At 71.0% G+C, this 21580-nt stretch carries 21 protein-coding genes; 16 read left to right on the plus strand and 5 right to left on the minus strand.

Annotated elements, in window-relative coordinates:
• Positions 1-139: 139 nt before the first annotated feature.
• Together AC1MIR_RS17730 and AC1MIR_RS17735 are read right to left on the minus strand one after the other, a co-directional pair.
• Positions 140-646, minus strand: a complete 507-nt coding sequence (locus tag AC1MIR_RS17730) for a type III secretion system chaperone family protein (RefSeq protein WP_480029503.1) — start codon at positions 644-646, stop codon at positions 140-142.
• 201 nt (positions 647-847) lie between these two features.
• On the minus strand, positions 848-1177 hold the full coding sequence (locus tag AC1MIR_RS17735; protein WP_480029504.1) for an accessory factor UbiK family protein: 330 nt from the start codon (positions 1175-1177) through the stop codon (positions 848-850).
• A 178-nt stretch (positions 1178-1355) separates the two neighbouring features.
• On the opposite strand from AC1MIR_RS17735, the gene rfaD reads away from it, so the two are divergent.
• The 6 genes from rfaD to AC1MIR_RS17765 all read left to right on the plus strand — a co-directional run bounded on the left by rfaD (position 1356) and on the right by AC1MIR_RS17765 (position 7072).
• Positions 1356-2348 (plus strand): ADP-glyceromanno-heptose 6-epimerase, encoded by a 993-nt coding sequence (gene rfaD / locus AC1MIR_RS17740; RefSeq protein ID WP_480029505.1) that lies wholly within the window; start codon positions 1356-1358, stop codon positions 2346-2348.
• A gap of 6 nt (positions 2349-2354) precedes the next feature.
• Positions 2355-3170, plus strand: coding sequence for a prolipoprotein diacylglyceryl transferase (gene lgt / locus AC1MIR_RS17745; protein ID WP_480029506.1), 816 nt, complete (start codon positions 2355-2357; stop codon positions 3168-3170).
• A gap of 49 nt (positions 3171-3219) precedes the next feature.
• Complete coding sequence (locus AC1MIR_RS17750; protein WP_480029507.1) at positions 3220-4242, plus strand: class I SAM-dependent methyltransferase; 1023 nt, start codon at positions 3220-3222, stop codon at positions 4240-4242.
• 2 nt (positions 4243-4244) lie between these two features.
• The gene (gene pgeF, locus AC1MIR_RS17755) at positions 4245-5009 is read left to right on the plus strand and encodes a peptidoglycan editing factor PgeF (RefSeq protein ID WP_480029508.1); all 765 of its coding nucleotides are present in this window, start codon (positions 4245-4247) and stop codon (positions 5007-5009) included.
• A gap of 59 nt (positions 5010-5068) precedes the next feature.
• A complete protein-coding gene (locus AC1MIR_RS17760) occupies positions 5069-6010 on the plus strand; it encodes a hypothetical protein (RefSeq protein ID WP_480029509.1) in 942 nt (313 codons plus the stop codon).
• Positions 6011-6139: 129 nt separating this feature from the next.
• The gene (locus AC1MIR_RS17765; RefSeq protein ID WP_480029510.1) at positions 6140-7072 is read left to right on the plus strand and encodes a ribose-phosphate pyrophosphokinase; all 933 of its coding nucleotides are present in this window, start codon (positions 6140-6142) and stop codon (positions 7070-7072) included.
• Positions 7073-7230: 158 nt separating this feature from the next.
• Here the strand turns inward: AC1MIR_RS17765 and AC1MIR_RS17770 are convergent, their stop codons facing one another.
• On the minus strand, positions 7231-7998 hold the full coding sequence (locus tag AC1MIR_RS17770; protein WP_480029511.1) for an SDR family NAD(P)-dependent oxidoreductase: 768 nt from the start codon (positions 7996-7998) through the stop codon (positions 7231-7233).
• 190 nt (positions 7999-8188) lie between these two features.
• On the opposite strand from AC1MIR_RS17770, the gene AC1MIR_RS17775 reads away from it, so the two are divergent.
• Genes AC1MIR_RS17775 through AC1MIR_RS17795 form a run of 5 tightly spaced genes read left to right on the plus strand, consistent with a single transcriptional unit; the run spans position 8189 to position 13636 of the window.
• Positions 8189-9763, plus strand: a complete 1575-nt coding sequence (locus AC1MIR_RS17775; RefSeq protein WP_480029512.1) for an ABC transporter substrate-binding protein — start codon at positions 8189-8191, stop codon at positions 9761-9763.
• Positions 9764-9806: 43 nt separating this feature from the next.
• Entirely contained in the window at positions 9807-10811 is a 1005-nt protein-coding gene (locus tag AC1MIR_RS17780) for an ABC transporter permease (protein ID WP_480029513.1), read from the plus strand.
• Positions 10811-11665, plus strand: a complete 855-nt coding sequence (locus AC1MIR_RS17785) for an ABC transporter permease (RefSeq protein ID WP_480029514.1) — start codon at positions 10811-10813, stop codon at positions 11663-11665. Before AC1MIR_RS17780 ends, AC1MIR_RS17785 begins: the two co-directional genes overlap by 1 nt.
• On the plus strand, positions 11655-12671 hold the full coding sequence (locus tag AC1MIR_RS17790) for an ABC transporter ATP-binding protein (RefSeq protein WP_480029515.1): 1017 nt from the start codon (positions 11655-11657) through the stop codon (positions 12669-12671). The genes AC1MIR_RS17785 and AC1MIR_RS17790 overlap by 11 nt, the downstream gene beginning before the upstream one ends.
• Complete coding sequence (locus tag AC1MIR_RS17795) at positions 12668-13636, plus strand: ABC transporter ATP-binding protein (protein WP_480029516.1); 969 nt, start codon at positions 12668-12670, stop codon at positions 13634-13636. Before AC1MIR_RS17790 ends, AC1MIR_RS17795 begins: the two co-directional genes overlap by 4 nt.
• Position 13637: 1 nt before the next feature.
• On the opposite strand, the gene AC1MIR_RS17800 is transcribed toward AC1MIR_RS17795, so the two are convergent.
• Positions 13638-14132 (minus strand): cupin domain-containing protein, encoded by a 495-nt coding sequence (locus AC1MIR_RS17800; RefSeq protein ID WP_480029517.1) that lies wholly within the window; start codon positions 14130-14132, stop codon positions 13638-13640.
• Positions 14132-15427: an NAD(P)/FAD-dependent oxidoreductase gene (locus AC1MIR_RS17805; protein WP_480029518.1), complete on the minus strand. Its 1296-nt coding sequence runs from the start codon at positions 15425-15427 to the stop codon at positions 14132-14134. The genes AC1MIR_RS17800 and AC1MIR_RS17805 overlap by 1 nt, the downstream gene beginning before the upstream one ends.
• Before the next feature lie 96 nt (positions 15428-15523).
• Between AC1MIR_RS17805 and AC1MIR_RS17810 the strand changes: the two genes are divergently transcribed.
• The 5 genes from AC1MIR_RS17810 (at position 15524) to AC1MIR_RS17830 (ending at position 21464) form a co-directional block, all read left to right on the plus strand.
• Positions 15524-16369: a VOC family protein gene (locus AC1MIR_RS17810; RefSeq protein WP_480029519.1), complete on the plus strand. Its 846-nt coding sequence runs from the start codon at positions 15524-15526 to the stop codon at positions 16367-16369.
• A 71-nt stretch (positions 16370-16440) separates the two neighbouring features.
• Positions 16441-18042 (plus strand): ABC transporter substrate-binding protein, encoded by a 1602-nt coding sequence (locus AC1MIR_RS17815; RefSeq protein WP_480029520.1) that lies wholly within the window; start codon positions 16441-16443, stop codon positions 18040-18042.
• Between the two features lie 4 nt (positions 18043-18046).
• Positions 18047-19027, plus strand: a complete 981-nt coding sequence (locus AC1MIR_RS17820) for an ABC transporter permease (protein ID WP_480029521.1) — start codon at positions 18047-18049, stop codon at positions 19025-19027.
• Positions 19027-19857: an ABC transporter permease gene (locus tag AC1MIR_RS17825; protein WP_480029522.1), complete on the plus strand. Its 831-nt coding sequence runs from the start codon at positions 19027-19029 to the stop codon at positions 19855-19857. Before AC1MIR_RS17820 ends, AC1MIR_RS17825 begins: the two co-directional genes overlap by 1 nt.
• The gene (locus AC1MIR_RS17830) at positions 19854-21464 is read left to right on the plus strand and encodes an ABC transporter ATP-binding protein (protein WP_480029523.1); all 1611 of its coding nucleotides are present in this window, start codon (positions 19854-19856) and stop codon (positions 21462-21464) included. The genes AC1MIR_RS17825 and AC1MIR_RS17830 overlap by 4 nt, the downstream gene beginning before the upstream one ends.
• The last annotated feature ends 116 nt before the right edge of the window (positions 21465-21580 follow it).

Here is a 21580-nt window from a genome sequence, read left to right on the forward strand (position 1 = left end):
GCGGCGCGGGGGGGGGGGGGGGGGGGGGCGCGGCGCCCCCCCCGGCCCCCCCCCCCCCCCCCCCCCCCCCCCCCGGGAAGCAAGCCTTCGCCATGACGGCGGGAAGCAAGCCTTCGCCGTGACGGCGCGTGGCGAGTCGTCAGGCCTCGCCGACGCAGTCCAGCATCGCCGCCTGCAGCGCCTCGGCCGGGGGCTTGCCGCCCCACAGCACGAACTGGAAGGCGGGGAAGAAGCGCTCGCACTCGGTCAGCGCGATGTCCACCATGTCCTCCAGCGATTCGGCGGAGGCGCCCGGCGCGCCGCGCAGCAGCACGGAATGGCGGAACACCGGCACGCCGTCGTCGCTGTCGATGCCGAAATGGCCGATCCAGAGTTTTTCGTTCGCCATCGCCAGCAGTTCGAACAGCTTCTCGCGCTTCTCGGGCGGCACCTTCAGGTCGAAGGCGCAGGAGAAATGCATCGCGCTGATCTCGTGCGACCAGGAGAAATAGAGGCCGTAGTCGCACCATTTGCCCGGCGCCTCGGCAGCCATCTCGGCGTCGCTGCGACGTTCGAAGGCCCATTCGTTGGAGGCGATGATCTGCTCGATGATGTCGAGCGGGTTGCCGGCCCGCTCATGGGTCTCATGGGCAAGATAGGCAGACATGCGGCACCTCCTTCGCCCGGGCGGATCCGCGGTGGAAAGAGGGGCCGCCGCGTATCCCGAAAGGGTTCCCGATGCCCGGCCGGGCACCGAGGTGTTGGGGCTCAGTACCCCGAATCGCCACTACAGGTAGACTACGCACCCGCGAAACTGCGCCGCAAGAGTCGGTTTTGTGTTAACATCCAGATGCTTGTGGACAACCTTTCACGGCGTCTCGTCAGGACCGGCCGCATCCTCCTTCGGCGCTTCCAGCGCGGCGACCCGAGCCTCCAGTTCCGAGACGCGGTGGGCCAGGGTCTCGGCCTGCTCGCGGGCGCGGCGGGCCACTTCCAGGGCGGCGTCCAGCTCCTCCCGCCGGACCAGTTCCAGCCGCTGCACCATGGCTTCGGCCTGCGCCTTGGCGATGGCCTCGGCCTCGGTCCGCATCGCGGCCATCACCGAGAAGGCGCCGCCCGCCATGCCGGCCAGGTCGTCGAACAGGCCCCGCTTGCCGCCCCGGCCGCCGCCCTCGCCGCCTTCGCTGCCACTTGCCATCACGCACACTCCTTCTTCCTCGCCCGGCCGGTGCCGGGCCCTCGCCGGGCCCGTCCCGGACCGCTGCTTGTGCGGCCGCGACGCCCAGCCCTATACCGCCGCCGGGTCGGCGCATGGCGGCCTGCTTAGCTCCCCCGCGCCGCGAACGCAGCCTGCACAGGGAACGGATCGCCCGCCGATGTATGTCGTGACCGGCGGCGCCGGTTTCATCGGGTCCAACCTCGTCGCCGCCCTGGCCGCGCGCGGGGCGGAGGTCCTGGTCGTGGACCGGCTGCGCGAAGGCGCGCCGGGGCGCGAGAAATGGCGCAACCTGGCCAGGCACGGCATCGCCGGCATCCTGCCGCCCGAGGCGCTGGAGGATGTCCTGGCCGGCTCGGGCCGCATCGAGGCGGTGCTGCACATGGGCGCGATCAGCGCCACCACCGCGACCGACGGCGACCTGGTGGCGGCGACCAACATCACCCTGCCGCTCCGGCTCTGGGCCGCCTGCGCGGAGCGGGGGGTGCCGTTCATCTATGCCTCCTCCGCCGCGACCTATGGCGACGGCGCGCAGGGCTTCGAGGACGACCCCTCCCCCGCCGCGCTGGCGGCGCTGCGCCCGCTCAACCTCTACGGGTGGTCGAAGCTGGCCTTCGACCGGCGCGTGGCGGACATGCTGGCGCGCGGCCTGCCGCGCCCGCCGCAATGGGCGGGGCTGCGCTTCTTCAACGTCTATGGGCCGAACGAGTACCACAAGGGCCGCATGGCCTCCGTGGTATTCCACAAGTTCAACGAGGTGCAGGGCGGCGCGCCGGCCCGCCTGTTCCGCTCCGACCGGCCGGGCATCGCCGATGGCGCGCAGATGCGCGACTTCGTGCATGTGGACGACTGCGTCGCGGTGATGCTGTGGCTGCTCGAGAACCCGCAGGTCAGCGGCCTGTTCAATGTCGGCTCCGGCCGGGCGCGCAGCTTCCTGGACCTGGTGCGGGCGATGTTCGCCGCGATGGGCCGCAACGACGCGGTCGAGTTCGTGGACATGCCGCCCGACCTCCGCGGCAAGTACCAGTATTTCACCGAGGCGCCGCTCGGCCGCCTGCGCGCGGCGGGCTACGACCGCGAGACCATCCCGCTGGAGGAAGGCGTCGGCCGCTATGTCCGCGATTTCCTGATGCGCCCCGACCCGCATCGCTGACGCGCCATGCTGCCCGTCATCGCCTTCCCCGCCATCGACCCGGTCGCGCTCGAGATCGGTCCCCTCCAGCTGCGCTGGTACGCGCTGGCCTATATCGGCGGCATCGTGCTGGGCTGGTGGCTGGCGCGGCGGCTCTGCGCGCTGCCGCCGGCGGCCGCCACCAGGGAGCAGGTGGACGACGCCGTGACCTGGGTGACGCTCGGCATCATCCTGGGCGGGCGGCTCGGCTACGTCCTGTTCTACCGCCCGGGCTTCTACCTGACCGCGCCGTGGGAGGCGCTGTATGTCTGGCAGGGCGGCATGTCCTTCCATGGCGGCATGCTGGGCGTGGTCATCGCGCTGCTGTGGTTCGCGCATCGGCAGCGGATCGACCCCTTCCTGCTGGCCGACCGGGTGGTGACGGTGGTGCCGATCGGGCTGTTCCTCGGCCGGCTGGCGAATTTCGCCAATGGCGAGCTCTGGGGCCGCGTCACCGACGTGCCTTGGGCGATGGTCTTTCCGCATGGCGGGCCGGAGCCGCGGCATCCGAGCCAGCTCTACCAGGCCTTCCTGGAGGGCATCTGCCTCTTCACGCTGCTGATGGTGCTGGTGCGCATCCCGGCGATCCGCGCCCGGCCGGGCCTGCTGAGCGGTGTGTTCCTGGTCGGCTATGGCGTCGCGCGCTTGGTGGGCGAGTTGTTCCGCCAGCCCGATGCGCATCTCGGCTTCCTCTTCGCCGGGATCACCATGGGGCAGCTTCTGTCCCTGCCGATGATCGCCGCGGGGCTGTGGCTGATCCTGCGCGCGCGGTCCCGCCCGGCGATGGGCGCCCCCATGCGATGACCGGAGGGCGCAGCCGCCTCGGGCGGCGAGCACCGCAGGTCTGAATCGCATGGGCAACGGTGCGGAACGGCTAGACGCGTTCATGGCGCGGGCCGTGTCCGCGTATTATGCGCGACGCGCCGAACCCTTCGGCCGGGCGGGCGACTTCACCACCGCCCCCGAAATCTCCCAGGCCTTCGGCGAGGTGCTCGGCGCCTGGTGCGCCGTGCTGTGGGAGCGCATGGGCCGGCCCGATCCGGTGATCCTCGCGGAATGCGGGCCGGGGCGCGGGACCCTGATGGCCGATGCGCTGCGCGCGGTGGCCCAGGCTGCCCCTGCCTTCCGCGCCGCGGCGCGGGTGCATCTGGTGGAGCAATCGCCGACGCTGCGGGAGGCCCAGGCGCGGCTGCTCGGCGGCGCCGTCGCCGCCTGGCATGACGACATCGCCGCCCTGCCCGCCGGCCCGCTGCTGATGCTGGCCAACGAGTTCCTCGACGCCCTGCCGATCCGGCAATTCGTCCGCCGCGGCGAGGGCTGGATGGAACGCTGGGTGCGGGACGGCGCCTTCCTGGAACGACCGGCGGAGGACGCCCCTGCCCTGCCGGAGGCGGCACCGGAGGGCGCGGTGAAGGAGGTCAGCGAGCCCGCGCTCGCTTTCGTCGCCGCGCGGGCCGCCCGCCGGGCGGCTGAGGGCGGCGCGGCGCTGCTGGTGGATTACGGATATGGCCTTCCCTCGGGCGCGCCGGCCTTCGGCGACACGCTGCAGGCGATGCAGGCGCACCGCACGGGCCTCGACCCGCTGGCCGAGCCGGGCTCGCGGGACCTGACGGCGCATGTGGATTTTCCCGCACTTGCCGAGGCCGCCCGCGGGGCCGGTGCCGGCGCCTTCGGGCCGCTGCCGCAGGGGCTGTTCCTCCAGCGCCTCGGCCTGATGACGCGGGCGGCGATGCTGGCGCAGGCGCGGCCGCGGCTGGCCGGCGAGATCTTGTCGGGCGCCGAGCGCCTGGTGGCACCCGAAGCGATGGGGCGGCTGTTCAAGGCGCTCGCGCTCTGCGATTCCCGTCTCGGGCCGCCGCCCGGATTCGAGGAGTAGCGATGCCGCCCTTCCTGACCGCCGCGCTGCCCGTGCCGCATGGCTTCTTCACGCGCGAGGGCGGCGTCTCCGCCGGGCGCTTCGCCAGCCTGAACTGCTCGCTCTCCGGCCGCGACGATGCCGATGCGGTGCGGGAGAACCGGCGCCGCGCCGCCGATGCGCTCGGCCTGCCGCCGGACCGGCTGGTCGGGCTGACGCAGGTGCATGGCATCGCGGTGGCGACGCTGCGCGAGCCATGGCCTGAGGATGCGCGGCCGCAGGCCGATGCGATGGTGACCGACCGGCCGGGGATGCTGCTCGGCATCGTCACCGGCGATTGCGCACCCATCCTGTTCGCCGACGCCGAGGCCGGGGTGGTCGGCGCCGCCCATGCCGGCTGGCGCGGTGCGGTGGCCGGCGTGGTGGACGCGACGCTCGAAGCCATGGAGGCCCTGGGCGCTGCGCGTGCCCGCATCGCCGCGGCGATCGGCCCCTGCATCGCGCAGGAGAGCTACGAGGTCGGCCCCGACCTGCGCGACGCGCTGCTCGCCGCGACGCCGGAAGGCGCGGCCTTCCTCGCTCCCGGCCGGCGCGCGGAGCGCTGGCAGTTCGACCTGCCGGGCTATTGCCTGATGCGCCTGCGGGACGCGGGCGTCGGCGAGGCTGCCTGGGTCGGCGACGACACGCTGGCGAACGAAGGAAAATACTTCAGCCATCGGCGCGCCACGCTTGCCGCGGCGGGCCCGATCGGCCACCAACTCTCCGCCATCGCGCTGCCGGAGAGGTGAGCCGTTGCCCTATGTCATCATGTTCACGATCATGATCTTCCTGACGATGCTGGTTTCCTGTGCGCTCATCTAGGCGCCGCCTTGCCGCGGCACTCGGCGGCCTTGCCGCGCTCGCCGGCTGCGGCGACCTGCCGCAGCCCTTCCGCGGCCAGCCCGGCGCGCTGGGTGCGCGGCTGGCACGGCCGCCCGCCTATCGCCTCGCCGTGCCGGCACCGCCCGAGGCGATGCTGACCGATGCCGATGCCGAGGCGTATTCGCGACTCCTGGCGGAAGCGCTGCTGGCCCAGGAAGTCCCTGCCATCGACGGACCGGCCTGGCCGCTGGACTGGCAGCTTGTGGTGACCGCCGCGCGCGAAGGAGAGCGGATCGTGCCGCGCTACGCGCTGCGCGACGCGGACGGCCGGCCGCTCGGCGAGCATGCCGGCCGCGCCGTGCCGCTCCGCGACTGGGCGGAGGGCGGCGAGGCCGTGCTGCGCGGCGCGGCGACCGAAGCGGCCCCGGCCATCGCGGCGATGGTCGGACGGGCCGATGCGCTGCGCCGCACCGGCGACGAGCAGGCGGTCGGCGCCGGCCCCCCGGTGGTGCTGCTGCAGCCGGTGCGCGGCGCGCCGGGCGACGGCAACCGCAGCCTGACGGCGCGGATGGCCGAGCGCCTGGCCGCGCTGGGTCTGCAGGTGCAGGACCAGGCCGATGGCGCCGGCTTCGCCGTGCAGGGCGTCGTGACCGTGACACCGCCCGAGCGCGGGCAGCAGCGCGTGGAGATCGTCTGGACCGTCTCCCGCAGGGACGGCTACGACCTCGGCCGCGTGCTGCAATTGAACGAGGTGCCTGCCGGCAGCCTGAACGGGCTGTGGGCTGATATCGCATTCGTGGTCGCGGACGAGGCCTCGGGCGGCGTGCGCGACGTGATCGCGAATGCCGGCGGCATGGCGCGGCCGGACCCTGCCGCGACGCCCGCCGCGCCGCCCACACTGGCGAACCCGCCCGCCGCGGCACGCTGACCCTGTCGGGGCGGCCATGCGCCAGGCTCGCGCCGCCGCGATGGACACCCGGATGACACATTGCTATCCGGTCGCGCGACCGCGCGGGCTGCCGCGCGGCGGCTCGACACCGCCCCGGGGCCTCGCCGCATGAAGATCATCGCCTGCAACAGCAACCGTCCTCTCGCCGAGGCGGTGGCCGCGGCGCTCGGCATGCCGCTGACGCAAGCCTCCGTGCGGCGCTTCGCCGACATGGAGATCTTCGTCGAGATCCACGAGAACGTCCGCGGCGAGGACGTGTTCGTCGTGCAGTCCACCAGCTACCCGGCGAACGACAACCTGATGGAGCTGCTGATCATGCTGGATGCGCTCAGGCGCGCCAGCGCGCGGCGCATCACGGCGGTGATCCCCTATTTCGGCTATGCAAGGCAGGACCGGAAATCCGGCAGCCGCACGCCGATCAGCGCCAAGCTGGTGGCGAACCTGATCGTGGAGGCCGGCGCGCACCGGGTGCTGACGATGGACCTGCATGCCGGGCAGATCCAGGGCTTCTTCGACATCCCCGTGGACAACCTCTTCGCCGCGCCGCTCTTCGCGCGCGACATCCAGGAGCGCTTCGCGGGCCGCGAGACCATCGTGGTCAGCCCCGATGTCGGCGGCGTGGTGCGCGCGCGGGCGATTGCCGCGCGGATCGGCGCCGACCTCGCCATCATCGACAAGCGCCGCCCGCGCGCGGGCGTCTCCGAGGTGATGAACGTGATCGGCGAGGTCGAGGGCCGGCACTGCATCCTGGTGGATGACATCGTCGATTCCGGCGGCACGCTGTGCAACGCGGCCGAGGCGCTGCTGAAGCAGGGCGCCAAGAGCGCCAGCGTCTATGTCACGCATGGCGTGTTCTCGGGCGGCGCGGTGGCGCGCGTCGGTGCGGCGCCGATCGAGACGATGGTGGTGACGGACAGCATCCTGGCCACCGAGGCGGTGCGCGTCAGCCGCAACATCAGGCAGCTCACCATCGCGCCGCTGATCGCCGAGGCGATGAAGCGCATCAGCGAGGAGAGCAGCGTCAGCGACCTGTTCAGCTGATGCGGCGCGCAGCGGTCCTTCTGGCGGTCCTGCTGCTCGCCGCCTGCACGGGCGAGCAGTTGCACCGCTCGGCGGTCTCCGCCTGACGCGCCTCGCCGAACAGCTGCACCGATCCCGGCGCGATACCGGCCAGCCGCTCGCCGGGGCTGTAGGCGGGGTCAGCTCCGCGCGCGGGTAGAGGCGCCGTCGCGGCGATTGATGTGGCCGCCGCCGCCAGCATCGAGGACGGAGCCGGTGATGAAGGCCGCCTCGTCCGAGCACAGGAACAGCAGCGCGGTGCAGAAATCCTCCGGCCGGTTCGGGTGCGGCAGCAGCGCGCGCGCGCGGATCGCGGTGGCGTAGCCCTCCGGCATCCGAACCTCCGCGCTGCCCTCCGCGAAGCCGGGCCGCGCGGAGTTCACCCGCACGCCATTCGGCCCGAGCTCGATCGCGAAGGCGCGGGTGAGATATTCCAGCGCGCATTTCGAGGCGCCGTAGGGCACGCCATTGCCGCGGATGACATCCGCCGCGGAGGAGGTGACGTTCACGATGGAGCCGCGCCCCGCCGCTGCCATGGCGCGGCCGATGCCCTGCATCAGGCGGAAGGGCGCGCGCAGGTTCACGTCCATGATGCGGTCGTATTCCGCCGGCGTGGCATCCATCAGCGGAATGAACGGATAGAGCCCCGCATTGTTCGCCAGCACATGCGGCGCCCCGCCCTCATTGGCCGCGGCCACGAGACGATCGAGCGCGGCGTCGTCGCGGAGGTCGGCGGCATGCAGCGCGACGCGCGCGGCCGGCAACGGCGCCGCGGCTGCGGCAAGCGCGGCGGGATCGCGGTCCGTCAGCAGCAGTGTCGCGCCCTCGGCGGCGAAGGCGGCGGCGAGCGCCCGGCCATAGACGCCCGCGGCCCCGGTGATGACCACCTTGCGGGATTCGAAACGCATCGGAAGCGGTCCTTCGCCTTGCCTGTGGATGCAGCATGACGCAGCGCGCCGCTGTCCGGAATAGCGCGGCGCGCCGGCAGCGCGCGCATGCCGCGGAGCGCCCGCGGCTTGACGCCGCTTTCGACGAGTGTCCAGCATGGGGAGGGAGACAGGAACCAAGGAGGCGGAAAAGATGCGTGAAGAATCCGGAATGACGACCGCCGCCGGCCTGGGGCGGCGCGATCTGCTGCGCGCGGGCGCGGCGGGTGCCGCGATCGGCGCGGTGGGACTGCCCGAGGCGGCGCGGGCGCAGGGGCGCGGGCGCATCGCCTTCGCCAATGGCAGCGCCTTCGACACCATGGACCCGCACGCCACCTTCGATGTCGGCCGCGTGGCCTATCGCCTGAACCTCTATGACGGGCTGATGCGCTGGCTGGACAACCCGCCGAAGCTGGAGCCCTGGCTGGCCGAGAGCTTCACCGTCTCCGAGGACGGCAAGCAATACGTGTTCAAGCTGCGCCAGGGCGTGAAGTTCCACGACGGCACCGACCTGACGGCCGAGGACGTGGTCTATTCCATGGAGCGAATCCTGGCGGTGAAGAAGGGCGCCTATCCGCTCTTCGCGACGCTGATCGATCCGGGCACGACCAAGGCGCGCGACCGCCTGACGGTGGAGTTCAACCTCAAGAGCGCCTCTGCGATCTTCGCCGCCACCACGCACGACATCTATGTGGTGAACAGCGCGCTGGTGAAGCGCAACGAGCGCAACGGCGACTGGGGCCAGGAATGGATCTCCCGCAACGATGCGGGCTCGGGCTCCTACATCCTGCGCCGCTTCGACCCCGCGCGCGGCTTCCTCGCGCAGCGCTTCGACGGGCATTTCAAGGGCGCGGCAGGCCTCGCCGAGATCGACTTCCGCTACGTGGCGGAGGTGAACAGCCGCGTGCTCGGCCTCATCCGCGGCGACTTCCAGGGCACCGACCCCTACATGCCGCAGGACCAGATCACGCGCCTGCAGGGCGATCCGAACATGAACGTGATGGAGGCGGAATCCACGCGCCTCTTCTACGCGACCATGCACCACAAGCGCCCGCCCTTCACCGACATCAATTTCCGCAAGGCGGTCTGCCACTGCTTCGACTACGACGGCTGGATCAACAACATCCTGTCGGGCTCCGTGGTGCGGAACACGACCGTGATCCCCAACCCGATGTGGGGCTCGCCGAAGGACGTGGCCGGCTACACCTTCGACATCGACAAGGCGAAGTGGTACCTGCAGCGGGTGCAGGCGCCGATGCGCGAGATCGTGGTCGCCGGCATGATCGGCTACGAGCAGTCCATGCAGGCCGCCGCGCTGCTGCAGAACGGGCTGACGCGCGCCGGCATCCAGAGCCGGCTGGTGAACGAGCCCTGGCCGGTCGTGTCCAACAAGATGCGCGACCCGGAGCAGATGTACGACATGCTGTTCCTGTGGCGCAGCACCTACTACGCCGACCCGCACAACTGGGCGGGCGAGCTGCTGGCCACCAACCGCCACCGCGGCGGCAATGCCAGCTACTACTCGAACCCCGAGGTGGACCGGCTGCTGGACCAGGCGCTGGCCAATGCCGACCAGGCGAAGCGCGCCCCGCTCTACGAGCAGGTGGCCCGCATCACCACGGAAGACGCGGCGGCGCTGTTCATCCACAACACGAAATGGTACGGCCCCTTCCGCAAGAACGTGCAGGGCGTGCGGTTCTGCCCGATCGGCGACGGGCAGGAGATGCGCTGGCTCAGCATCACGTGAGCCTGGGTTCGGCTGCAGGCGGGGCGGCGGGACGCGCCGCCCCGTGAAGACGCTTGTCCTGGTTCTCGGGCGGCTGGCGTGGTTCGTGCCGACAATCCTCGGCCTGCTGGCGATCGTCTTCTTCATCTCGCATGTCATCCCGGCGGACCCGGCGGCCTTCGTCGCCGGCGAGAACGCGACGCCCGAGACCATCGCGGCGATCCGCGAGCGGCTGGGCCTCGACAAGCCGCTGCATATCCAGTTCTGGCACTACCTGGTCTCCATCGTGCAGGGCGACATGGGGCGCAGCATCTACACCGGCCGCCCGGTCGCCGAGGACCTGCTGAGCCGCCTGCCCGCCACGCTGGAACTCGCCATCGCGGCGATCATCGTGGCGAGCCTGATCGGCATCCCGCTCGGCGTGGTCAGCGCGCTGAAGCGCAATTCCTGGCTGGACCACGGCCTGCGCGTGGTGACGATCGCGGGGCTGGCCATCGCCAGCTTCTGGTTCGCCATCCTGCTGCAGCTGTTTTTTTCCATGCGCCTCGGCGTGACGCCGCTGCATGGCCGCGTGGAAGGCTGGGGGCCGGAGCCGATCACCGGCTTCTACACGATCGACGCTATCATCTGGCAGGACCCCGAGATCCTGCTGGACGCGCTGCGCCACATGATCCTGCCGGTGGCAACCCTGGCGCTGCCCGCGACCGCGACGATCGTGCGCTTCACCCGCGCGGGCGTGCTGAACGCGCTGCAGTCCAACTACGTGCTGTACGAAACCGCGATGGGCTATCCGCGGCGGCTGATCGTGTGGAAATACGTGCTGCGCAACGCACTGATCGGCACGGTCACGCAGATCGGCCTGATCTTCGGGCTGCTGCTGGCCGGCGCCGTGGTGGTGGAGGCGGTGTTCGACTGGCCCGGTCTCGGCCTCTTCGCCGTCAACTCCATCCTGAGCTCGGACTACAACGCGGTGATGGGCTTCACGCTGATCGCGGGTGCGATGTTCATCGTGGTCAACCTGCTGGTGGACATCCTGCAGGGCATGATCGACCCGCGGGAGACGCGCTGATGCTGCGGATCCTGCGCAAGCTGGCGGAGGACCGCGCCGCGCTGGTCGGGCTGATCCTGATCCTGGCGCTGATCGCCGCGGCGATCCTCGCACCCCTGCTCTCCACCCATCCCGGCGACGTGACGGAGTTCCACACCGCGCGCCGGCTCTCCCCGCCGGGCCCGGAGAACTGGCTCGGCACGGACCGCATGGGCAGCGACATCTATTCGCGCCTCCTCTTCGGCGCGCGCATCACGCTGACCATCGCGGTGACCGCCATCGCGGTGGCCGTGCTGATCGGCGTGCCGATGGGCCTGATCGCGGGCTATTATGAGGGCTTCGGCAGCAGCCTGCTGATGCGGGTCTCCGACATCTTCCTCGCCGTGCCGCAGATCGTGCTGGCGATTGCCATCGCGCAGACGCTCGGGCCCTCAATCGAGAACGTCATCCTCGCGCTGTCGGCCACCTATTGGCCGTTCTGGGCGCGTCTGGTCTATGCCGAGACGCGCTCGATCAAGAACGAGCCCTTCGTGGAGGCGGCGATCGCACTGGGCTGCTCGCCCTTCCGCGTGATGGTGCTGCACATCCTGCCCTCGATCTCCTCCTCGATCATCGTGCGCACCACCATCGGCATGGGCGGCACGATCCTGACGGCGGCGACGCTCGGCTTCCTCGGCCTCGGCCCGCCGCCGCCGACGCCGGAATGGGGGCGCACCATCGCGGAATCGCGCGAATTCCTGCCGATGGCCTGGTGGTATGCGGCCTTCCCGGGGCTCGCGATCTTCCTCGTGGTGATGGGCTTCAACCTGCTCGGCGACGGGCTGCGCGACGTGCTCGACCCAAGGCTCCGGCGGGCGGCGCGGCATGGAAAGTGAGCTGATCGCGGTCCGCGACCTGCGTGTCTCCTTCGCGTCGGATGCGGGGCTGGCGCGCGTGCTGGACGGCGTGGACCTGACCATCGGGCGCGGCGAGATCATGGGCCTCGTCGGCGAATCCGGCTGCGGCAAGACGACGCTGGCGCGCGCCATCCTCGGCATCCTGCCAGCGAACAACGCGCGCATCGAGGCCGGAACCATCCGCTTCGACGGGCGCGACCTGCTGGCGCTGGACCAGGACCGCCTGGCGCGCGACGTTCGCGGGAAGGAGATCGCCTACATCCCGCAGGATCCCTTCACCGCCTTCAACCCGGTCTTCACCATCGGCACGCAGATCGACGACCTGATGCGCTTCAAGTCGCCGCTGCTGCGCAGCGACCCGCAGATGTCGCGGCGCGAGCGCAGCCGCGCCGACCGCACGCGCGTGCTGGACCTGCTGCGCCTTGTGCAGTTGCCCGACCCGGAAGGCGTGCTGCGCAAATACCCGCATGAGGTCTCCGGCGGCCAGCGGCAACGGCTGATGATCGCCATGGCGCTGCTGCCGGAGCCGAAGCTCGTGATCGCGGACGAGCCCACCACCGCACTCGACGTCACCGTGCAGGCGCAGATCCTGAAGATCCTGAAGCAGCTCGCGCGGGAGCGCGGCGTGGCCGTGCTGTTCACCACGCACGACCTAGGGACAGCCTATGAGATCTGCGACCGGATCACTGTGATGTATGCCGGCCAGGAGGTGGAGGAGGCGCCGGTCGCGAGTTTCTTCGCGCGGCCTTCGCACCCCTACACCCGCAAGCTGCTGGACAGCCTGCCCTCCTCGGAGAACGGCATCCGCGGCATCGCCGGCGAGATTCCGCGGCTGATCGACCCGCCCACGGGCTGCCGCTTCCATCCGCGCTGCGAGCGCGCAAGCGAAGCGTGCCGCGCGCATCGCCCGTCGCGCGATGCGCTCGGACCCACGCATACGGTGCGCTGCCACCACCCGCTGGTCGCCGCGGAGCGGGCGGCATGAGCGCCGAACCGATCCTGCGCGTCGAGGGCCTCAGCAAGCACTTCCCGGTCCGCAACGTGTGGAAGCGCCGGATCGGCTGGCTCAAGGCGGTGGACGAGGTCTCGCTGGAGGTGTCGCGCGGCGAGATCCTCGGCATCGTGGGCGAATCCGGCTGCGGCAAGTCCACGCTCGGCAAGACGCTCATGGGCATCCACACCGCCTCGGCCGGGCGCGTGGTGTTCGAGGGCCACGACATCGCGGGCCTCAAGCCGCATCAGAGCCGCAAGTGGCGCGAGCACCTGCAATACTGCTACCAGGACCCCGGCGCCTCGCTCGATCCGCGCTGGACCATCCGCTCCTCGCTGCACGAGCCGCTGATCGTGCACACCGCGTTGAAGGAGGAGGAGCGCGAGCGGCGCGTGCGGGAGATCCTGCGCGCGGTCGGCCTGCCGGAGACGCATCTCGATCTCTACCCGCACGAGATCAGCGGCGGGCAGCAGCGCCGCGTCGGGCTCGCGCGCATCCTGACGCTGAAGCCCTCGGTGGTGATCCTGGACGAGCCGACCTCGGGCCTCGACGTCTCGGTGCAGGCGACGATCCTGAACCTGTTCCTGGAGCTCCAGCGCGCCTTCGGCCTGACCTATCTGTTCATCTCGCACGACCTCTCCGTGGTGCGGCTGATCTGCGACCGCGTGGCGGTGATGTATCTTGGCCGCATCGTGGAGATCGGCGCGACGCGGGCGGTGTTCGAGACGCCGCGGCACCCCTACACGCAGTCGCTGCTGGCGGCGATCCCGAAGATCGGCGGGCCGCGCGTGACCGACAGCTTCGCGCTGGAAGGCGAGCCGCCGAGCCCGACGAACCTGCCCTCCGGCTGCCGCTTCCGCACGCGCTGCCCGATGGCGGGGCCGCTCTGCGCGGAACAGGAACCGCCGCTGCGCGCGGACTGGCCGGCGCAGCAGGCGGCGTGTCACTTCGCGGAGTAGGTCAGCGCTTCGGCGCCTGGTCGGCCCAGCCGAACACGGTGCGGCGCTCGATCTCCGCCACGTCGGCCGGCCGCGGGAAGGGCTCGGGCGCGGGCTGGCCCGCTTCGCGCGGGCGGCCAATCGCAGCAAAAAAGTCCTCGAGACCGCCGGGGGCGAGGAACCACACGAAGGTCATCGGCTCCCTCCCCGCATTCACGAAGCCATGCTTGCGGTTGCGCGGCAGGAACACGGTGGCGCCAGTTGCGATCGGAATATCCTCGCCGTCGATACGGGCGAAGCCGTGGCCGGCGGTGAGGTGGATCACCTCCTCATGCCGGTCATGCGTGTGCTCGCGCACCATGCAGCCCGGCGCGACCGTCTGCGTGCCCATGGAGAAGCCGGTGCCGAGTTCCTTGCCGCTGAGGATGCAGCGGACGAAGCCGTTGGCGGGGACGGGCTGCCAGTAGCTCGGCGCATCCTCCGGCCCGATCACGCGCACGCCGTCGCGGATCTCCATCACGCCACCTCCTTGGCGTCGCGGCGCCGATACAGCAGCAGCATCAGCGGCGCGCCGCGCCGCGCGATGCCGTGGAAGGGAATGGGCGTCGGATCGGTGAAGGGCAGGCCGAGCTCCTCATCCGGCACGCCCTGGACCGCACGCGCGAATTCGCGCCCAAGCGCAGTAGAAAGCGCGACGGCGCGGCCGTTGCAGCCGGCCCAGGCATAGCCGTCGGGCCCGATGCGATGCAGGTGCGGGAAGAAGTCGGTCGTCATGCCGACATAGCCGCTCCAGACATGCTCGAAGGTCACCTCGCCGATCTGCGGCCAGAGACGCTGCAGCCGTGCGGCGAGATAGGGACGCAGGCGCCGCGCCTGGTCCACCGGGATCGCGACATTGCCGCCGGTGATCAGCCGCCCGCGCGCATCCCAGCGCGTGAAATAGAGCTCGCCATGCGTGTCCGACATCGCCTGCCGGCCAGGGATGATCGTGGCGGCGACGTTGTGCGAGATGGGCTGCGTCGCGAGCTGCCAGGACAGCAGCGGCACCACCTCCTTCGCGACGTCCGGCTGGAGGGTTGGCGAGAATTCGCCGGTATAGGCGTTGGTCGCCAGCACCAGCGCGCGGGCGCGCAGCGTGCCGCGCGCCGTCGCCACCAGCCAGCGCCCGTCCTTGTGTTCCACCGTCAGCACAGGGGAGCGGGCGAAGATGGTCGCGCCGGCCGCGAGCGCCGCGCGGGCCATGCCGCGCGCCAGCATCAGCGGGTTCACATGCCCGCCCGTGCGGTTCCACCAGCCGCCGAACCAGGCAGAGGAGCCGAGCATCCGCTCCATCGCCGCGCTGTCGAGCAGTTCCACCGGCGCGCCGAAACGCGCCCAGTCCTTCACGCGGCGCTCGGCGATCTTCATCCGGCCAGGCGAATGCGCGGGCTGCACCCAGCCTTCCTGCTCGGCTTCCGCTTCGATACCATGCCGGCGCACCAGGTCGAACAGGATGCTGGCGCTGTCGCGCAGCACATGCACGAAGCGCTCGCCGGCCGCGCCATGGCGCGCGATGATGGCCGCGGGATCGTGGCGCGACAGCGTCGGGATCACCTGCCCGTTGTTGCGGCCGGAGGCGCCCCAGCCGGGCTCGGCCGCCTCCACCACCGTCACGGGGATGCCCAGCTCGCGCAGATGGATCGCGGTGGAGAGGCCGGTGAAGCCGGCGCCGATCACCGCGACCTCGGCCGTCTGCGTGCCTTCCAGCGCGGGAAGCTCGGGGCCGGGCGGGGAGACATGCGCCCAGAGGGAGGGCGGCCAGGTGACGTCCATGCCCGCCATCAAAGCCGCAGCGAGCCCGCGCCTCAAGGCCCGTTGCCGCGCCGGCCGCGATGGGCTGCAATCGCGGTCCCGCGAGAGGAGAGTGTGATGGCGCTGCGCAACGTGATCGGGCTGGACCATGTGGTCATTGCGGTGCGCGATCTGGACGCGGCGGCGAAGCAATGGGCGGCGCTCGGCTTCACCATGTCGCCGCGCGGCACGCACAGCGCGCATATGGGCTCCGGCAACTACACGATGATGCTGGGCGACGACTACATGGAGCTGCTGGGCGTGCTGGTGCCGACCGACCACAATGCCGGGCTGCGCGCCTTCCTCGAAGGCCGCGAGGGCCTCGACCGCGCAGCCTTCACGGCGACGGACGCCGCGGCCGGCGCTGAGGAAGTGCGCGCGCGGGGCTTCGCCGCGACCGGCCCCGTCGCCTTCGGCCGCCCGGTGCCGCTGCCCGGCGGCGGCGAGGCGGAAGCGCGCTTCAACGTGTTCCAGTGGCCGCGCGACCACCGCCCCGCGGGCCTCGGCATCTTCGCCTGCCAGCATCTCACGCGCGGGAATGTCTGGATTCCGGAACTGCAATCGCACGCCAATGGGGCGACGCGCATCGTGCGGATCGAGGTGCTGGCGAAGAACCCGGAGGCGGCGGCGGCACACCTGGCCAAGCTGATCGACCGCGCGGCGGAGCGCGAGGCCGATGGCGCCTTCCGCGTGCCGTCCGGCAGCACGCGCGGCGACTTCGTCTTCCTGGACCGCGCGACGCTCGCCGCGCGGCATCCGGGCGTGGCGCTCGACGGCTTGCCGGAAGAGGGCGGCGCGGCTCTCGTCCTGGGCACGAAGGACATGGCGGCGGCCGCGAAGGCGCTCGGCACGGCGCCCGGCGCAACGGTCGCGGCGCCGCCCGCGCGCGCCACCGGGGTGCTGCTGCGCTTCGTGCCGGCGTGACGGGAGGTTGACGCCGCCCCATGGCCGCGAGGATGCTGCACCGCACCAGCCGGGCCCGAGAGGAGACACAGATGAACCTCAGCCGCCGCGCGATGCTTTCCACCTCCGCCGCGCTCGCTTCGAGCGTGGCGTTCCCGGAACTGAGCTTCGCACAGGAACAGCCCCGTCGCGGCGGGGTGATGACGGTGCATTTCGCCACCGAGCAGCGCATCCTCAACCCGTCGCTGCAGGCCTCGACCGGCGTCTACATCGTCGGCGGCAAGATCCAGGAGCCGATGCTGGACCTGGACGCGCAAGGCAACCCCACGCCCTGCCTCGCCGAGAGCTGGGAGAGCTCGCCGGACGGCAAGACCATCACCTTCCGCCTGCGCCGCGGCGTGACCTGGCACGACGGAAAGCCGTTCACCTCCGCCGACGTGCAGTTCACGGCGATGGAGATGTGGAAGAAGATCCAGAACTACGGCACCGCGCTGCAGCTGTTCCTGACGGCGGTGGACACGCCCGATCCGCACACGGCGGTGTTCCGCTACGAGCGGCCGATGCCGATGAACCTGATCCTGCGCGCGCTGACCGACCTCGGCTACGTCTCGGCCAAGCATGTCTATGAAGGCAGCAACATCCGCCAGAACCCGGCGAACACCGCGCCGGTCGGCACAGGCCCGTTCAAGTTCGTGCAATACGAACGCGGCCAGTTCATCATTGCCGAGCGCAACCCCGACTACTGGCGCAACAACCTGCCCTATCTGGACCGCATCGTCTGGCGTGTCGTCGGCGATCGCGCCGCCGCCGCGGCGCAGATGGAGGCGGGGCAGATCCTGTTCGCGCCCTACTCCTCGCTGGCGATCGCCGATTTCCAGCGCCTCGGCCGCGATCCGCGCTTCGACGTGACGACCAAGGGCAACGAGGGCAACGCGCGGACGAACACGCTGGAGTTCAACTTCCGCAACCCGGTGCTGGCCGATATCCGCGTGCGCCGCGCGATCGCCCATTCGCTCGACGTGCCCTTCTTCATCGAGAATTTCCTCGGCGACTTCGCGAAGCGCGGCACCGGGCCGATCCCGTCCGTCTCGACCGACTACTATCCGGGGCCGGGCATGCCGCAGTACGATTTCGACCGCCGGCGCGCCAATGCGCTGCTGGACGAGGCCGGGCATCGGCGCGGCGCCGGCGGCGTGCGCTTCACGCTCCGCCTGCATCCCGCGCCCTGGGGCGAGGACATCGCGCTGTGGTCCACCTTCATCCAGCAATCGCTGCAGGAGGTGGGCATCCGCGTGGAGATCGTGCGCCTCGACGCCGCCGGCTTCCTGCGCACGGTGTACAACGACTGGAACTTCGACCTTGCCACCGGCTGGCACCAGTACCGGAGCGATCCGGCGGTCTCCACCACGGTGTGGTATCGCTCCGGCCAGCCGAAGGGCGCACCCTGGACCAACCAGTGGGGTTGGGAGGACGCGCAGACCGACCAGGTGATAGACGCCGCGCAGACCGAGCTCGACCCCGCGAAGCGCAAGGCTTTGTATGCCGATTTCGTGCGCCGGGTGAACGACCAGATCCCGCTGTGGATGCCGATCGAGCAGATCTTCGTCTCGGTCTTCAACAAGCGGCTGCGCAACTACGCGAACAATCCGCGCTGGGCGTCCTCCTCCTGGCACGATCTGTGGCTCGCCTCCTGACCTGATGCGGATCTTCGCGCTGGCGGGAAGGCGGCTGGCCGCCTCCCTGCCCACGCTGCTGATCATCCTGGTCGGCGTCTTCCTGCTGCTGCAGCTCGCCCCCGGCGACACGGTGGATGCGCTGATCGCGCAGACCGGCGGCGGCGGCGATGCACGCGTGGCGGCGGAGCTGCGCGCCTTCTACGGCCTCGACCTCTCGCTGCCGGCGCAGCTCGGCAACTATCTCTGGCGCCTGGTGCGGCTCGACCTCGGCTTCTCGGCGATCTACGGCAAGCCGGTCGCGACGGTGATCCTGGAACGGCTGCCGGCGACGCTGCTGCTGATGGCCTCGGCGCTCTCCTTCGCCTTCTTCTTCGGGCTGGTGCTGGGCGTGCTGGCGGCGCGGCGGGTGAATGGCTGGCCGGACACGCTGATCTCCACCCTTGGCCTCGTGTTCTACGCCACGCCCTCATTCTGGTTCGGGCTGATGGCGATCGTGCTGTTCGCGGTGCATCTGGAATGGCTGCCCGCCGGCGGCTTCGAGGAGATCGGCGCGGGCTACGCCGGCCTGCGTCGCGCGCTCGACATCGCCACCCACCTGGTGCTGCCGACGCTGACGCTCGGGCTGATCTTCCTGGCGATCTATTTGCGCATCATGCGCGCCTCGATGCTGGAGGTGCTGAGCCTCGATTTCGTCCGCACCGCGCGCGCCAAGGGCCTGGACGAGACCCGCGTGGTGGTGCGCCACGTGCTGCGCAACGCGATGCTGCCGATGGTGACCCTGGTCGGGCTGCAGGCGGGCACCATGCTGGGTGGCTCGGTGGTGGTGGAGAGCGTGTTCTCGCTGCCGGGGCTCGGGCGGCTGGCCTATGAATCCGTGGTGCAGCGCGATCTGAACACGCTGCTCGGCATCGTCTTCGTCTCCGCGCTGCTGGTCATCACCGTGAACTTCATCGTGGACCTGCTCTATGCGCGGCTCGATCCGCGCATCGGGCCGGGCAACTGATGCGCTTCGTCGCCGCCTATCTGCGCAGCCCGCCGGCGATGATCGGGCTGGTGCTGCTGCTGGCGGTCGTCGCCATGGCGGTCAGCGCGGACTGGTTCTTCCCGCGCGATCCGCTCTCGCTGGCCGGGCGGCCGCTGCAATGGCCGGGGGCCAATCCGCGATTCGTCCTCGGCACCGACAATTCCGGGCGCGACATCGCGGCGCAGATCTTCCATGGCGCGCGGGTCTCGCTGCTGATCGGCGTGGTCGCGACCTCCATCGCCATCGCGCTCGGCGTCGTCATCGGCGCGTTCGCGGGCTATCACGGCGGCTGGGTGGACGACGTGCTGATGCGCGTGACCGAAGCGTTCCAGACGCTGCCGAACTTCCTGCTGCTGCTGGTCTTCGTCGCGGTGTTCGGCTCGGACATCGTCACCGTCACGGTGGCCATCGGCGCCGTCTCCTGGCCGGCGCCGGCGCGGCTGACGCGGGCGGAGTTCCTCAGCCTGCGCAACCGCGAATTCGTCCAGGCCTGCCGCACACTCGGCATGGGCGACGGGAGGATCATCTTCCGCGAGATCCTGCCGAACGCGCTGCCGCCGGTGATCGTCTATGCCTCCGTCATCATGGCGGTGGCGATCCTGCTGGAGAGCGCGCTGGCCTTCCTGCGCCTGTCCGATCCCAATGTCGCATCGTGGGGCAACCTGATCGGCCTCGGGCGGGACGTGCTGCGGGCGCAGTGGTATGTCTCCGCCATTCCGGGCGTCGCCATCCTGGTCACGGTGCTGGCGGTCTCGCTGGTCGGGCAGGGGCTGAACGACGCGCTCAACCCGCGGCTGCGCCGGCGATGAGCGCCGTGCTGACGCTGCAGGGGCTGACGGTCGCGCTGCCGAGGGGCGCGGACCGGGCGCATGCGCTGCACGATGTCTCGCTCGACCTGAACGCGAACGAGATCCTCTGCGTGGTCGGCGAATCCGGCTCCGGCAAGTCCATGACGGCGAGCGCGATCATGCGCCTGCTGCCGCCCGGCGTGCGGATCGAGGACGGGTCGGTGCTGTTCGAGGGCAAGGATCTCGCCGCCGCCGACGAAAGGACGATGCGCGCGATCCGCGGCGCCGGCATCGCGATGGTGTTCCAGGAGCCGATGACGGCGCTGAACCCGCTGCGCACGATCGGCGACCAGATCGGCGAGATGTTCCGAATCCATGCCGGGCTGCCGACCGCCGAGATCGCCGCGCGCACCCTCGCCTTGCTGGAGGAGGTGCGCATCCCCCATCCCGCCCAGGCCGCGCGCGCCTATCCGCACGAGCTTTCCGGCGGGCAACGGCAGCGCGCGATGATCGCCATGGCGCTGGCGCTCGATCCCAAGGTGCTGATCGCGGACGAGCCGACCACGGCGCTGGACGTGACGACCCAGGCGCAGATCCTCCACCTGATCCGCGACCTGCAGCGGCGCAAGGGCACGGCGGTGCTGTTCATCACGCATGACTTCGGCGTGGTGGCGGAGATCGCCGACCGCGTCGCGGTGATGCAGCATGGCGTGGTGGTGGAGCAGGGTCCGGCCGCGCAGGTGCTGCATGCGCCTCAGCATCCGTACACAAGGGCGCTTGTCGCCGCCGTGCCGCCGCTGCAGGCACCGCCGCCGCGCCCGCTGGCCGACGATGTGATCCTGCGCATCGAATCGGTGCAGAAGACGTATCGCAATGGCGGCTTCCTCGGGCGTGGCGCGCGGGTGACGCATGCGGTGCGCGGCGTCACGCTCGACCTGCCGCGTGGCGCGACGCTCGGCGTGGTGGGCGAATCGGGCTCCGGCAAGTCCACCCTCGCGCGCTGCATCGTGCGGCTGATCGAGCCCGATGGCGGCGCCATCCGGCTGGACGGCGTGGATCTCCTGGCGCTGCGCCGGCGGGACATGCGCGCCGCGGCGCGGCGCGTGCAGATGGTCTTCCAGGACCCCTTCGGCTCGCTCAATCCGCGCCGCCGTGCCGGCGAGCTCGTCGCGCAGGGGCCCATCGTGCACGGCGCGAGCCCCGCAGCCGCGATGGCGCGGGCGAAGGAGCTGTTCGCGCTGGTCGGCCTCGATCCCGCGGCGACCGAGCGCTACCCGCACGAATTCAGCGGCGGCCAGCGCCAGCGCATCGGCCTGGCGCGCGCGCTGGCGCTGGAGCCCGAGGTTCTGGTGGCGGACGAGCCGGTCTCGGCGCTTGACGTATCCGTGCAGGCGCAGGTGCTGCGGCTGCTGGCGGAGCTGCGGGAGCGGCTGAACCTCTCGATCGTGTTCATCACCCACGACCTGCGCGTCGCGGCGCAGGTCTGCGACATCGTCGCGGTGATGCAGGAGGGCGCGGTGGTCGAGCACGGCCCGATCGGCCGCGTCTTCGCCGATCCGCGGCACGCCTACACGCGCGCCCTGCTCGCTTCCGTGCCCGGGCGGGACTTCGCGCCGGCCGCGGCCTGATACCCGGCGGAAAAAGCATCGCCCTGCGCCCGCCATGGGCGGGCGCGGCCGCGAATGCGGCCCGCGCCAGGTGGCGCGCAGCCCAGCGCGGCGCCGGCGTCCCCGGCGGCGGCCGG

This window comes from Falsiroseomonas sp. RANM36 (assembly GCF_056682175.1).

What these genes read in the sequence shown, in the direction of transcription:
- AC1MIR_RS17800 (WP_480029517.1), bottom strand. Translation starts at nt 14,132, where the DNA reads ATGGAGATCCGCGACGGCGTGCGCGTGATCGGGCCGGAGGATGCGCCG.
- AC1MIR_RS17805 (WP_480029518.1), bottom strand. Translation starts at nt 15,427, where the DNA reads ATGGACGTCACCTGGCCGCCCTCCCTCTGGGCGCATGTCTCCCCGCCC.
- lgt (WP_480029506.1), top strand. Translation starts at nt 2,355, where the DNA reads ATGCTGCCCGTCATCGCCTTCCCCGCCATCGACCCGGTCGCGCTCGAG.
- AC1MIR_RS17810 (WP_480029519.1), top strand. Translation starts at nt 15,524, where the DNA reads ATGGCGCTGCGCAACGTGATCGGGCTGGACCATGTGGTCATTGCGGTG.
- AC1MIR_RS17735 (WP_480029504.1), bottom strand. Translation starts at nt 1,177, where the DNA reads ATGGCAAGTGGCAGCGAAGGCGGCGAGGGCGGCGGCCGGGGCGGCAAG.
- AC1MIR_RS17820 (WP_480029521.1), top strand. Translation starts at nt 18,047, where the DNA reads ATGCGGATCTTCGCGCTGGCGGGAAGGCGGCTGGCCGCCTCCCTGCCC.
- rfaD (WP_480029505.1), top strand. Translation starts at nt 1,356, where the DNA reads ATGTATGTCGTGACCGGCGGCGCCGGTTTCATCGGGTCCAACCTCGTC.
- AC1MIR_RS17765 (WP_480029510.1), top strand. Translation starts at nt 6,140, where the DNA reads ATGAAGATCATCGCCTGCAACAGCAACCGTCCTCTCGCCGAGGCGGTG.
- AC1MIR_RS17790 (WP_480029515.1), top strand. Translation starts at nt 11,655, where the DNA reads ATGGAAAGTGAGCTGATCGCGGTCCGCGACCTGCGTGTCTCCTTCGCG.
- AC1MIR_RS17815 (WP_480029520.1), top strand. Translation starts at nt 16,441, where the DNA reads ATGAACCTCAGCCGCCGCGCGATGCTTTCCACCTCCGCCGCGCTCGCT.
- pgeF (WP_480029508.1), top strand. Translation starts at nt 4,245, where the DNA reads ATGCCGCCCTTCCTGACCGCCGCGCTGCCCGTGCCGCATGGCTTCTTC.
- AC1MIR_RS17795 (WP_480029516.1), top strand. Translation starts at nt 12,668, where the DNA reads ATGAGCGCCGAACCGATCCTGCGCGTCGAGGGCCTCAGCAAGCACTTC.
- AC1MIR_RS17770 (WP_480029511.1), bottom strand. Translation starts at nt 7,998, where the DNA reads ATGCGTTTCGAATCCCGCAAGGTGGTCATCACCGGGGCCGCGGGCGTC.
- AC1MIR_RS17830 (WP_480029523.1), top strand. Translation starts at nt 19,854, where the DNA reads ATGAGCGCCGTGCTGACGCTGCAGGGGCTGACGGTCGCGCTGCCGAGG.
- AC1MIR_RS17775 (WP_480029512.1), top strand. Translation starts at nt 8,189, where the DNA reads ATGACGACCGCCGCCGGCCTGGGGCGGCGCGATCTGCTGCGCGCGGGC.
- AC1MIR_RS17730 (WP_480029503.1), bottom strand. Translation starts at nt 646, where the DNA reads ATGTCTGCCTATCTTGCCCATGAGACCCATGAGCGGGCCGGCAACCCG.
- AC1MIR_RS17825 (WP_480029522.1), top strand. Translation starts at nt 19,027, where the DNA reads ATGCGCTTCGTCGCCGCCTATCTGCGCAGCCCGCCGGCGATGATCGGG.
- AC1MIR_RS17785 (WP_480029514.1), top strand. Translation starts at nt 10,811, where the DNA reads ATGCTGCGGATCCTGCGCAAGCTGGCGGAGGACCGCGCCGCGCTGGTC.
- AC1MIR_RS17750 (WP_480029507.1), top strand. Translation starts at nt 3,220, where the DNA reads ATGGGCAACGGTGCGGAACGGCTAGACGCGTTCATGGCGCGGGCCGTG.